The sequence below is a fragment of the Pseudomonas sp. M20 genome (assembly GCF_045037865.1).
Classification (GTDB): domain Bacteria; phylum Pseudomonadota; class Gammaproteobacteria; order Pseudomonadales; family Pseudomonadaceae; genus Aquipseudomonas.
Genome location: NZ_CP173611.1, coordinates 5928122 through 5940323, shown reverse-complemented (window position 1 = coordinate 5940323; position 12202 = coordinate 5928122). Strand labels below are relative to the sequence as shown.

Genomic DNA, 12202 nt, shown 5'->3' with positions numbered 1-12202 from the left:
CCACAGGGATCTGCTTCGTCTGGAGGTTCTGCTCTTGCGAACAGACCCTCCTAACGGCTTACAGCTTGATCCACGTCGCCTTCAGCTCGGTGTATTTGTCGAACGCGTGCAGCGACTTGTCACGACCGTTGCCCGATTGCTTGAAGCCGCCAAACGGTGCGGTCATGTCGCCGCCGTCGTACTGGTTGACCCACACGCTGCCGGCACGTAGCGCCTTGGCGGTCAGGTGCGCCTTGGAGATGTCCTGGGTCCAGACTGCTGCGGCCAGGCCGTACGGCGTGTCGTTGGCGATCTGGATCGCTTCTTCAGCGGTATCGAAAGCGATGACCGACAGTACTGGGCCGAAGATCTCTTCCTGAGCGATCTTCATCGCGTTGCTCACGCCGTCGAAAATCGTTGGCTCAACGTAGGTGCCACCGGTTTCCTGCAGAATGCGTTTGCCGCCAGCCACCAATTTGGCGCCATCGGTATGACCGGATTCGATGTATGACAGCACGGTATTCATCTGCTGGGTATCCACCAGCGCACCAACGTTGGTCGCCGGATCCAGGGGATTGCCCGGTTTCCAGGCTTTCAGCGCCTCGATCACCATCGGCAGGAACTTGTCTTTGATCGAACGCTCGACCAGCAGACGCGAGCCGGCGGTGCAGACTTCGCCCTGGTTGAAGGCGATGGCGCTGGCGGCGGATTCAGCCGCGGCCTGCAGATCCGGAGCATCGGCAAAGACGATGTTCGGGCTCTTGCCACCGGCCTCCAGCCAGACGCGTTTCATGTTCGATTCGCCGGAGTAGATCATCAGTTGCTTGGCGATCTTGGTCGAACCGGTGAACACCAGCGTATCGACGTCGTTGTGCAGGGCCAGCGCCTTGCCAACGGTATGACCATAGCCCGGCAGCACGTTGAGCACGCCTTTCGGAATGCCGGCTTCAACCGCCAGTGCGGCGATGCGGATGGCGGTCAGCGGGGATTTTTCCGATGGCTTGAGGATCACCGAGTTACCGGTCGACAGCGCCGGACCGAGTTTCCAGCAAGCCATCATCAGTGGGAAGTTCCACGGCACGATGGCGCCGACCACGCCTACCGGCTCGCGGGTCACCAGACCCAACTGGTCGTGCGGCGTAGCGGCGACTTCGTCGTAGATCTTGTCGATCGCTTCACCGCTCCAGCTCAGCGCTTGCGCCGCGCCCGGGACGTCGATGTACAGCGAATCGCTGATCGGCTTGCCCATGTCGAGGGTTTCGAGCAGGGCCAGTTCTTCGGCGTGCTGCTTCAGCAGGCCGGCAAAACGGATCATGGTGGCTTTGCGCTTGGTTGGCGCCAGGCGCGACCAGACGCCGGAATTGAAGGTGGCGCGGGCGTTTTCCACGGCGCGCTGGGCGTCGGCGGCGTCACAGCTGGCGATCTTGCCAAGCAGACGGCCATCGACCGGGCTGATGCACTCGAAGGTCTCGCCGGAGACGGCGTCGGTGTATTCGCCATTGAGATAAGCGCGGCCTTCGATTTTCAGGTCGCGGGCGCGTTGTTCCCAGTCGGCACGAGTCAGGGTGGTCATTTCGAGTGTCCTCCGCTTGTTGAATACGAGCGCCGCGCGATCTTCGCCAGCGTCCTCAGGAATTCTGCCCGGCCAGCCGGTTTTTCGGCCAGAGGCACCCGCCACCCTAAACCAGCGGCCGGGGTTGTTTCAATATATTTGACATAAGGTGGCCATACGGCCTTGCGGTGTTGATTTTAATCAACATAGACTTTGGCCCTTTCCAGCCAATCGCGCCGTACTCACGGGGGATAACAACAATGAACATCCAGAACGTCGTCGACATCAGCCTGACCAGCAGCGAAGCCGAACGCTATCGTCCGGACCCGGCGAAGGTGCTGAAGGGAGATCCTGAGCAAGCGGTGTTCCATCAGTACGAAAGCCCTTGCGGGCAGATGGGCGTTGGCGTTTGGGAAGGTGCGATCGGGCAGTGGACGGTGAATTACACCGAGCATGAGTACTGCGAAATCCTGCAGGGGGTTTCGGTGCTGCGTGACAGCGATGGTAACGCCAAGACCTTGCGTGTTGGCGACCGGTTTGTAATTCCGGCGGGTTTCCGCGGCACCTGGGAAGTGCTTGAGGCTTGCCGCAAGATCTATGTGATCTTTGAACAGAAGGCTTGAGTTTTTCGGTGATTTTACCGGCCTCTTCGCGAGCAAGCTCGCTCCCACATTCCTACCGCATTCCATTGTGGGAGCGAGCTGCTCGCGAAGGCGTCAGGACAGGCGACACAAAAATCAAGGCAACAAAAAAGGCCCGTATCGTGAGATACGGGCCTTTTTTGTAAGTCGGGAAAAATCAATTACTTGATTTTGCCTTCCTTGTAGATCACGTGCTTGCGAACAACCGGATCATATTTCTTGATCTCGATTTTGTCCGGGGTAGTACGCTTGTTCTTGTCGGTAGTGTAGAAGTGACCAGTACCGGCGCTCGAGATCAAACGAATCAATTCACGCATGATTAGCTCCCTTAAATCTTGCCATCGCGGCGAAGTTCGGCGAGCACGACAGTGATGCCACGCTTGTCGATGATACGCATGCCTTTGGCAGATACGCGCAGACGCACAAAACGTTTCTCTTCTTCAACCCAGAAGCGGTGATGCTGCAGGTTCGGCAGGAAACGACGACGGGTTTTGTTGTTTGCGTGGGAAATGTTATTCCCAGTTACCGGACCCTTACCGGTAACTTGACATACTCTCGACATGCCTCAGCCCTCTAAAACCACATGCCCAACCCGGCATGGGTTGGCCGCTTAATCTCTCAGTCATTTGGCGCCAGGCGCCGCGTTTCTTTAGAGGTCTTACCGGCTACACCTACAGTGAAGGAACCGGGCCCCTAGAAAAGAGCGCTGCTTTATACCAGAAAGACCGGGGTGCAACAACATTCGGTGTGAAATCAATCGGTAAAAAGGCGCTTTTTTGGTCTGCGAACGCTTTGGATAAAGGCCGGCATCGATTTTTACCACTCGTCGCAGAAAGTCGCCCAAGCAGGCGTTTCAGACTTTTTGCGAAGCACCGCGGTCTGAAAAACGGCCACCACTGTGCCCTTAAAATGCAAAAAGGGGATAGTCATTTGTAATCCAGCCCTCTAGGGTAGGCCTTTTCCAGACTGCACTTGCAGATGGGCCTTCGATCTGTAAAAGGAAACCGACCATGCGCCTCGCTGCCCTACCCTTGTTGCTCGCCCCGCTCCTGCTGAGCCCCCTGGCGCAGGCCGCCGCGCTGAGCGTCTGCACCGAGGCCAGCCCGGAAGGGTTCGACGTAGTGCAATACAACTCGCTGACCACCACCAATGCCTCGGCCGACGTGCTGATGAACCGCCTGGTGGATTTCGATACCACCAGCGGCAAAGTCGTGCCGAGCCTGGCCGACAGCTGGGAAGTCAGTACCGATGGCCTGACTTATGTATTCAAGCTGCACCCGCAGGTGAAATTTCATACGACTGATTACTTCAAACCGAGCCGCGAGTTGACCGCCGAAGACGTCAAATTCAGCTTCGACCGCATGCTCGACCCGGCCAACCCGTGGCACAAGGTCGCTCAAAGCGGCTTCCCGCATGCGCAGTCGATGCAGTTGCCAGCGCTGATCAAGAAGATTGACGCGCTCGATCCGCTGACCGTGCGCTTCACCCTTGATCATCCTGATTCGACATTCCTGGCGACCCTGAGCATGGGCTTCGCCTCGATCTACTCCGCCGAATACGCCGACAAACTGATGAAGGCCAACGCCACGGACAAGCTCAACAGCCAGCCGATCGGCACCGGCCCATTCGTGTTCAACCGTTTCCAGAAAGACGCAGCGATCCGTTACAAGGCCAACCCGGATTACTTCGGTGGCAAGCCTGCGGTGGATCCGTTGATCTTCGCCATCACCCCGGACGCTAACGTGCGCCTGCAAAAACTGCGGCGCAATGAATGCCAGATCGCCCTGTCGCCAAAACCTTTGGACGTACAGGCCGCGCTGAAAGAACCGACGCTGAAAGTCGAAAAGACTGACGCGTTCATGACCGCATTCGTCGGCATCAACAGCCAGCATCCGCCGCTGGACAAACCAGAAGTGCGTCAGGCGATCAACCTCGCCTTCGACAAGGCCAACTACATCAAAGCCGTGTTTGAAGACACCGCCGAAGCCGCCAATGGCCCTTACCCGCCGAACACCTGGAGCTACGCGAAGAACCTGCCGGGGTACCCGCACGATGTCGCCAAAGCCAAGGCGTTGTTGGTCAAGGCCGGGTTGAAGGATGGCTTCCAGACCACCATCTGGACGCGTCCGTCGGGCAGCCTGCTCAACCCAAACCCGAGTCTGGGCGCGCAGATGCTGCAGTCGGATCTGGCGGAAATCGGCATTCAAGCGGAAATCCGTGTGATCGAGTGGGGCGAGCTGATCCGTCGCGCCAAGGCGGGCGAGCATGACCTGCTGTTCATGGGCTGGGCCGGCGATAACGGCGACCCGGACAACTTCCTCACGCCGCAGTTTTCCTGCGCAGCGGTCAAGTCGGGCACCAACTTTGCGCGCTACTGCAATGCTGATCTCGACAAGCTGATCAGCGCCGGCAAGACCACCAGTGAGCAAGGTGTGCGCACCAAACTGTACGAACAGGCGCAGACGCAGATTCAGCAGCAGGCGTTGTGGCTGCCGCTGGCGCACCCGACTGCCTACGCGCTGACGCGCAAGGATGTGCAGGGTTACTCCGTGAGCCCGTTTGGCCGGCAGGACTATTCCAAGGTCAACCTGAAATAACCTGCCCGGCACAAAACTCTGTGGATGCAATCAAACCTGTGGGAGCGAGCTTGCTCGCGAAAGCGGTCTGTCCGTAAAAGTGATGCTGACTGACACGAAGCCTTCGCGAGCAAGCTCGCTCCCACAGGGATTTGATCGTTCCTGGGCGTTACATCCAGCCACACTCCGCCATCGATAACGGCTCCCCATCGCCGACGATGAAGTGATCCAGCACCCGTACATCAATCAGCTCCAGCGCCTTTTGCAGGCGCTTGGTCAGCAGCCGATCTGCCTGACTGGGGTCGGTATTCCCCGATGGATGGTTGTGGCACAGGATCAACGCCGCCGCGTTATTGGCCAAACATCGCTTCACCACCTCGCGCGGATGCACGCTGGTGTTGTCGATCGAGCCGCGAAACAGTATCTCGAAATTCAGTACTTGATGTTTGGAGTCGAGAAACAGGCAACCAAACACCTCATGCGGTTCGTGGCGCAGCATCGATTTCAGATAATCGCGAACGACCTGAGGGTTTTCCAGGGCTGGTTTCTGCCGTGATTTCTCAGCCAGATGTCGCCTGTTCATTTCCTGAGCAGCTTGCAGTTGCGCAAACTTTGCCGGTCCGAGCCCCAATTGTTTGCTGAATGCGTCCTGATCGGCCTCAAGCAGCAAACGCAGGCTACCGAATTGAGTCAACAGATTGCGCGCCAGGTCCACAGCGCTTATTCCGGGCAATCCGGTGCGCAGAAAAATGGCCAATAACTCAGCATCCGAAAGGCTCGCTGCACCGTGTTCCAATAACCTTTCCCGCGGGCGTTCCGCCGCAGGCCAATCGCGAATACTCATACACATTCCCTGTCTGTGGGCGCCGCTGTTCCGTAGCGGTCGCTGTGATATCGTAGCCCATCTTTTTTGCGGTCGATTCAACCCTGGGGAGGGGCATCGCATCGCAGTCATCAACGAAATGAAAGGCAGACCTATGCAGCGGCTGTATCGGAAACGCATCGTTCTGGGCGTCGGCGGCGGCATCGCGGCCTACAAGAGCGCCGATCTGGTTCGTCGCCTGATCGACCAGGGTGCCGAAGTGCGCGTGGTCATGACCCACGGTGGCGCCGAGTTCATCACCCCGCTGACCATGCAGGCCTTGTCCGGCCACCCGGTTCACCTCGACTTGCTCGACCCGGCCGCCGAAGCCGCGATGGGTCACATCGAGCTGGCCAAATGGGCCGATCTGGTGCTGATCGCCCCGGCCACCGCCGACCTGATTGCCCGTCTTGCCCAAGGCATCGCCAACGATTTGCTGACCACTTTAGTGTTGGCCACCGACGCTGTCGTCGCCGTTGCTCCGGCAATGAATCAAGCGATGTGGCGCGATCCGGCGACCCAGGCCAACCTGCAACTCCTGGAAAGCCGTGGCCTTAAGGCCTTCGGCCCGGCGTCTGGCAGTCAGGCCTGCGGCGACGTCGGCATGGGCCGCATGATGGAAGCCACCGATCTGGCGCAATGCGCAGCGGACTGTTTCCAGCGTCAGGCACTGACCGGCAAGCACGTGGTCATTACCGCCGGCCCGACCCAGGAAAACATCGACCCGGTGCGCTACATCACCAATCACAGCTCCGGAAAAATGGGCTTTGCCCTCGCCGAAGCAGCCGTGGAAGCCGGCGCCCGTGTGACCCTGATCAGCGGCCCGGTGCACCTGCCGACGCCAGATCGCGTCACACGCATAGACGTGGTCAGCGCCCGCGACATGCTCGCAGCCTGTGAATCGGCGATCCCGTGCGACGTGTTCATCGCCTCGGCAGCCGTTGCGGACTACCGCCCGGAAGTCGTCGCCCCGCAAAAACTCAAGAAAGATCCTACGAGCGGTGACGGCTTTGTCCTGCAAATGGTGCGCAATCCAGACATTCTGGCCACCATCGCGACCCGTCCCGACCGTCCGTTCAGTGTCGGCTTCGCCGCCGAGACCGAACACCTTCTCGACTACGCTGCACGCAAGCTGAAGGACAAGAATCTCGATTTGATCGTCGCCAACGACGTCGCCAACCCGAGCATCGGTTTCAACAGTGAAGAAAACGCCTGCAGCGTGATTGACCGTGCGCTGCACGCCACGGTTTTCGCCCAGACCAGCAAGAGCAAGATCGCTCGCCAACTGGTCACTTTTATCGCCGAACGTCTGAACCAGGTTTAATTTACATGCACGCTTTGCAAGCCAAGATCCTCGACCCACGCATCGGCAGCGAATTCCCGCTGCCGCAATACGCCACTCTGGGTTCCGCTGCCCTGGACCTGAGAGCCATGCTCCAACAGGACACGATGCTGAATCCAGGAGAAACCCTGCTCATCCCAACAGGATTATCTATCCACGTTGGCGACCCGGGTCTGGCGGCGTTGATTTTGCCTCGCTCAGGGCTGGGTCATAAACACGGCATAGTGCTGGGCAATAGCGTCGGTCTGATCGATTCCGACTACCAAGGCGAATTGATGGTTTCATGCTGGAACCGCGGATCGACTGCATTCAACATCGAGGTTGGCTCACGTATCGCTCAATTGGTTCTTGTACCCGTGGTTCAAGCTCACTTTGAGATAGTCGAGCAGTTTGACCAAAGCGAACGCGGCACCGGTGGCTTCGGCCACACCGGCACCAACTAAGCGGAAAAATCCCCTGCAGGCGCTGCCGGAGACAGCGCCACAGGGGAAAATTTCAGGCAGATCAGTTGAATGGTTTACCGCCAAAAATCAAGGTTTTGCCGGCCGAAAGTCACGCCAGCCGAGGCGTCATGGCCCTTTCGCACCACGAACTCTCTGTGGAAAACGCCGTCATACCCTTCAGTTTGAGCCTGCCGTCGAACGATTCGTCGGTCTGTCCCGCCACTTTCGAGATGGAGCATTTCCGTAGATGAGCACCCCAGCCAAGATTGCCCCGAAGCTGCCCGACAGCATTTTCCGCGCCTATGACATTCGCGGCACCGTGCCGGAATTCCTCAATGCCGAAACTGCTTACTGGATTGGCCGCGCCATCGGTTCGCAGAGCCTGGCCCAAGGTGAGCCGAACGTGTCCGTCGGTCGCGACGGCCGCTTGTCCGGCCCCGAACTGGTTGCCGAGCTGATCCGCGGCATCGCCGAGAGCGGCTGCCACGTCAGCGATGTCGGTCTGGTGCCGACGCCGGCGCTGTACTACGCCGCCAACGTCCTGGCCGGCAAATCCGGGGTGATGCTCACCGGCAGCCACAACCCGTCGAACTACAACGGTTTCAAGATCGTCATCGCCGGCGACACCCTCGCCAACGAACAGATCCAGGCCCTGCATGAACGCCTCAAGACCAACAACTTGAGCAGCGGCACGGGCAGCGTCACCCAAGTAGAAATCCTCGACCGCTACAACACCGAAATCGTCCAGGACATCAAACTGGCCCGGCGCATGAAGGTCGTGGTCGACTGCGGCAACGGCGCGGCCGGCGTGATTGCCCCGCAACTGATCGAAGCGCTGAATTGCGAAGTGATTCCGCTGTTCTGTGAGGTCGACGGCAACTTCCCGAACCACCACCCGGATCCGGGCAAGCCTGAAAACCTCGTCGACCTGATCGCCAAGGTCAAGGAAACCAACGCCGACATCGGCCTCGCCTTCGACGGCGACGGCGACCGTGTCGGCGTGGTGACCAACACCGGCAGCATCGTCTACCCCGATCGCCTGCTGATGCTGTTCGCCCGCGACGTAGTGGCGCGCAATCCGGACGCGGAAATCATCTTCGACGTCAAATGCACCCGCCGTCTGGTGCCGCTGATCAAGGAATACGGCGGCCGACCGCTAATGTGGAAGACCGGTCATTCGTTGATCAAAAAGAAAATGAAACAATCCGGTGCGCTATTGGCCGGCGAAATGAGCGGGCACATCTTCTTCAAGGAACGCTGGTTCGGCTTCGACGACGGTATCTACAGCGCCGCACGGCTGCTGGAGATCCTTAGCAAGGAAAAATCCACTGCGGAAGAGCTGTTTGCGACCTTCCCGAACGATATTTCTACGCCGGAAATCAATATCCATGTGACCGAAGAGAGCAAATTCAGCATCATTGATGCACTGCACGACGCACAGTGGGGCGCAGGCGCTGACCTGACCACCATCGACGGCGTGCGAGTCGATTACGCCAAAGGCTGGGGCCTGGTGCGCGCGTCCAACACCACACCGGTGCTGGTGCTGCGCTTCGAGGCCGATGACGAGGCTGAATTGCAACGCATCAAGGATGTGTTCCACGCCCAACTGAAACGCGTTGCACCTGATCTCCAACTACCGTTCTGATCCACCCGGAGCCCTGAATGACCCTCGAACGCGAAGCCGCCGCCCATACCGCCCAGGTCCTGTCCGAAGCGTTGCCTTACATCCGACGCTATGTCGGCAAGACCCTGGTGATCAAATACGGCGGCAACGCGATGGAAAGCGAGGAGCTGAAAACCGGCTTCGCCCGCGACATCGTCTTGATGAAAGCCGTGGGCATCAACCCGGTGGTCGTGCACGGTGGCGGCCCGCAGATCGGTGATCTGCTCAAGCGCCTGTCGATCGAAAGCCATTTCGTCGATGGCATGCGAGTCACCGATGCCGCGACCATGGACGTGGTGGAAATGGTCCTCGGCGGCCAGGTCAACAAGAGCATCGTCAACCTCATCAACCGTCACGGCGGCAGCGCCATCGGCCTTACCGGTAAAGACGCCGGGCTGATTCGTGCGAAGAAGCTCACCGTGACCCGCCAGACGCCGGAGATGACTCAGCCGGAAATCATCGACATCGGTCAGGTAGGTGAAGTGGTCGGGATCAACACCGAACTGCTGAACTTGCTGGTCAAAGGCAACTTCATCCCGGTCATCGCGCCGATTGGCGTGGGTGAGAACGGCGAGTCGTACAACATCAACGCTGACCTGGTCGCTGGTAAAGTTGCCGAGGCGTTGAAAGCCGAGAAGCTGATGCTGCTGACCAACATCGCCGGCCTGATGGACAAGTCGGGCACCGTGCTGACTGGCCTTAGCACCCAGCAGGTCGACGATCTGATCGCCGACGGCACCATCTACGGCGGCATGCTGCCGAAGATTCGCTGCGCGCTGGAAGCGGTTCAGGGCGGCGTCGGTAGTTCGTTGATCATTGACGGTCGAGTGCCTAACGCGATCCTGCTGGAAATCTTCACTGATACCGGTGTGGGTACGCTGATCAGCAATCGCAAGCGTCCTTGATCGGTAATTGCTGAAAAGCCAAAGATCGCAGCCTGCGTCGGCTCCTACATCACACGGAATTTCATTTGTATGAATTCCCTGTAGGAGCTGACGAAGTCTGCGATCTTTTTTGTGCCCGCAAGAAACGTCCGACATAACTCAGCGAAACGTCCGACATTCCCTCAGAACAAATCTCCCTAGGATCCTCCCTTCATCCACCGGAGACTTACCCATGCAAAAAGATTACGTCCCTTACGGCAGCGATGTTTCCCCTGGCACTTACGAGTGTGTTGATTGCGGCCATCAGTATTCCAATCAAGCCAAGACCTCGATGCCTCCGTGCCCGCAATTTCGCAAAACAGCACATGCGTTGAATGGCTGGAAAATCCTCACTGGGCAAGGTGATGCGATCAAAGACCCTTATCCAGAACAGCCTGCCAACATCAAAAGCGCCGAGGTCATCACGCCCTCGAACAAAAAATAACCCCGGAGCGCCTGAAACATGCAGATCTCGTTCACGATTGACGCCGACGCTTTCGAGCTGGAACAAAAGGAACCGGTCAAGAAAACCTTGCGCATCGGCGACGCGGAAATCGCCCACGCCTTGCAGCGTATAGCCAAGGCCAGTCTGACCGAATACCTGAAAATGCTGGTCGAGGGCGGCATGCCCAGTCGCGCTGACGAGGCCAAGCAGGATCGCCTGCTCTACCTGATTCAAAGCTACTTCGGGCAAACACTGCCGACCGAGTCGCAGATCTCGACGATCTTCCAGCTGACCCAGAGCCAAAGCAAAACCTTGCTGAAGAACACCGTTTCACGCTTTCGCAATCAGCTCGACGACATCCTCCAGCACAGCATGCGCGCGGTGATCGAGACAGCCGAACACGCGCAAACCGTGTTTCTGGTGGTCATCAGCTCGGACGTGATTCGCGATGAGCTGAACATGCTGATCACCCAGAACGAGCCGACCTTCAAACCCATCACCAAGCGCAAAGGCAGCGCCGGGCAGTTCGAGATCAGCGAAGACTCCCACGACTTGCTCTGCACGACGCTGGGGCTCAATGCCGTTCAGTGACATCGTCGCGGTCAGTGGCTTGCTGCTGACCCTGACCACGTTCATGTTCAATCTGGCGTGGCCGGCGCTCAGTGAAGCGCTGGCGCTGGATGAATACCAGTCGGGGCCGCTGAACAGAAAACGCAGCAGGGACAAGGTTCGGGGGGCTTTTTACGGGCGCGCGCTGCCGCTGACGTGCGCGTTTGTGGCGCTGTTTTACGTCAACCTGCCGGCTGCGGTGGGGATTATTCGCAGCAGCACACTGGATCTGTGGGATTTTGATGTGGATCGCACGCTGTACGTAATGGTCGTAATGGCGTTGCTGGCATTTGCACTGATCAACACAGGATTAACCGTGAAACTGCTCAGAAAATGGCGAAACCTGCGTTAAACCGCCCCCCCCCTGCAGAAGCTGCCGAAGGCTGCGATCTTTTGATTCTGTTTTTAAGATCAAAAGATCGCAGCCTTCGGCAGCTCCTACAGAATGATGTCGTATCAGACGCCGAACTGGGCGCGGTACGCTTCCACGGCTGGCAGGTGTTGCTTGAGCTGCGGATCATCGGCAAGGAATTCCAGCACCTGATTCAGCGAAACAATGCTGATCACCGGAATGCCGAAGTCGCGCTCGACTTCCTGGATGGCCGACAACTCACCATTGCCACGCTCCTGACGGTTCAGGGCAATCAGTACGCCGGCAGCCTTGGCGCCGTCCTGCGAGGCGATGATCTGCATCACTTCACGGATTGCGGTGCCGGCGGTAATCACGTCATCGATGATCAGCACATCACCGGTCAATGGCGCGCCGACCAGACTACCGCCTTCGCCATGAGCCTTGGCTTCCTTGCGGTTGAAGCACCATGGCAGGTCACGGTCGTGATGCTCGGCCAGCGCAACGGCAGTGGTTGCCGCCAGCGGGATGCCTTTGTAGGCCGGGCCGAACAGAACGTCGAAAGGAATACCGCTTTCAGCGATGGCCGCAGCGTAGAAACGCCCGAGCTGCGCCAAGGCCGAGCCCGAATTGAACAGGCCGGCGTTGAAGAAGTAAGGACTGGTGCGCCCGGACTTCAGGGTGAACTCACCGAAGCGCAAAACGCCGCGATCGATGGCAAAACGAATGAAATCGCGCTGATACGCTTGCATGAAAAAAACCCCAAATACCACGGATTTAGCTAATTAGCTTGACGCCGTGTATCATACACGCACGCG

At 58.5% G+C, this 12202-nt stretch carries 13 protein-coding genes and 1 pseudogene; 9 read left to right on the top strand and 5 right to left on the bottom strand.

Annotated features, from left to right (window positions below; translation table 11 throughout):
- Positions 1 to 58: 58 nt before the first annotated feature.
- A complete protein-coding gene (locus tag ACI514_RS26325) occupies positions 59 to 1552 on the bottom strand; it encodes an aldehyde dehydrogenase (protein WP_008086799.1) in 1494 nt (497 codons plus the stop codon).
- Positions 1553 to 1791: 239 nt separating this feature from the next.
- Between ACI514_RS26325 and ACI514_RS26320 the strand changes: the two genes are divergently transcribed.
- On the top strand, positions 1792 to 2154 hold the full coding sequence (locus ACI514_RS26320) for a cupin domain-containing protein (protein WP_160059914.1): 363 nt from the start codon (positions 1792 to 1794) through the stop codon (positions 2152 to 2154).
- 179 nt (positions 2155 to 2333) lie between these two features.
- On the opposite strand, the gene rpmG is transcribed toward ACI514_RS26320, so the two are convergent.
- Both rpmG and rpmB read right to left on the bottom strand, forming a co-directional pair.
- The gene (gene rpmG / locus ACI514_RS26315; RefSeq protein WP_003177274.1) at positions 2334 to 2489 is read right to left on the bottom strand and encodes a 50S ribosomal protein L33; all 156 of its coding nucleotides are present in this window, start codon (positions 2487 to 2489) and stop codon (positions 2334 to 2336) included.
- 11 nt (positions 2490 to 2500) lie between these two features.
- Positions 2501 to 2734, bottom strand: a complete 234-nt coding sequence (gene rpmB / locus ACI514_RS26310) for a 50S ribosomal protein L28 (RefSeq protein WP_007920377.1) — start codon at positions 2732 to 2734, stop codon at positions 2501 to 2503.
- 448 nt (positions 2735 to 3182) lie between these two features.
- Here rpmB and ACI514_RS26305 point away from each other — a divergent pair, with 448 nt between their 5' ends.
- Positions 3183 to 4769 (top strand): ABC transporter substrate-binding protein, encoded by a 1587-nt coding sequence (locus ACI514_RS26305; protein WP_405122659.1) that lies wholly within the window; start codon positions 3183 to 3185, stop codon positions 4767 to 4769.
- 148 nt (positions 4770 to 4917) lie between these two features.
- Here the strand turns inward: ACI514_RS26305 and radC are convergent, their stop codons facing one another.
- Positions 4918 to 5592: a DNA repair protein RadC gene (gene radC, locus ACI514_RS26300; protein ID WP_034152053.1), complete on the bottom strand. Its 675-nt coding sequence runs from the start codon at positions 5590 to 5592 to the stop codon at positions 4918 to 4920.
- A 133-nt stretch (positions 5593 to 5725) separates the two neighbouring features.
- Between radC and coaBC the strand changes: the two genes are divergently transcribed.
- The 7 genes and pseudogenes from coaBC to ACI514_RS26265 all read left to right on the top strand — a co-directional run bounded on the left by coaBC (position 5726) and on the right by ACI514_RS26265 (position 11387).
- Complete coding sequence (gene coaBC, locus ACI514_RS26295) at positions 5726 to 6934, top strand: bifunctional phosphopantothenoylcysteine decarboxylase/phosphopantothenate--cysteine ligase CoaBC (protein WP_160059916.1); 1209 nt, start codon at positions 5726 to 5728, stop codon at positions 6932 to 6934.
- 5 nt (positions 6935 to 6939) lie between these two features.
- Positions 6940 to 7395: a dUTP diphosphatase gene (dut, locus tag ACI514_RS26290; RefSeq protein WP_160059917.1), complete on the top strand. Its 456-nt coding sequence runs from the start codon at positions 6940 to 6942 to the stop codon at positions 7393 to 7395.
- A gap of 268 nt (positions 7396 to 7663) precedes the next feature.
- Positions 7664 to 9040 (top strand): annotated as a pseudogene (locus ACI514_RS26285) (phosphomannomutase/phosphoglucomutase); the annotation flags it as partial.
- Positions 9041 to 9057: 17 nt separating this feature from the next.
- Positions 9058 to 9963, top strand: coding sequence for an acetylglutamate kinase (gene argB, locus ACI514_RS26280; protein WP_003229488.1), 906 nt, complete (start codon positions 9058 to 9060; stop codon positions 9961 to 9963).
- A gap of 211 nt (positions 9964 to 10174) precedes the next feature.
- Positions 10175 to 10426: a hypothetical protein gene (locus ACI514_RS26275; protein ID WP_160059918.1), complete on the top strand. Its 252-nt coding sequence runs from the start codon at positions 10175 to 10177 to the stop codon at positions 10424 to 10426.
- 18 nt (positions 10427 to 10444) lie between these two features.
- Complete coding sequence (locus ACI514_RS26270; RefSeq protein ID WP_160059919.1) at positions 10445 to 11017, top strand: hypothetical protein; 573 nt, start codon at positions 10445 to 10447, stop codon at positions 11015 to 11017.
- Positions 11004 to 11387 carry a hypothetical protein gene (locus tag ACI514_RS26265; protein ID WP_160059920.1) on the top strand — a complete coding sequence of 128 codons (384 nt, stop codon included), beginning with the start codon at positions 11004 to 11006 and terminating at the stop codon, positions 11385 to 11387. The genes ACI514_RS26270 and ACI514_RS26265 overlap by 14 nt, the downstream gene beginning before the upstream one ends.
- Before the next feature lie 104 nt (positions 11388 to 11491).
- Here ACI514_RS26265 and pyrE read toward each other — a convergent pair whose 3' ends face one another.
- Positions 11492 to 12136 carry an orotate phosphoribosyltransferase gene (gene pyrE, locus ACI514_RS26260; RefSeq protein WP_008078597.1) on the bottom strand — a complete coding sequence of 215 codons (645 nt, stop codon included), beginning with the start codon at positions 12134 to 12136 and terminating at the stop codon, positions 11492 to 11494.
- Between the last annotated feature and the right edge of the window lie 66 nt (positions 12137 to 12202).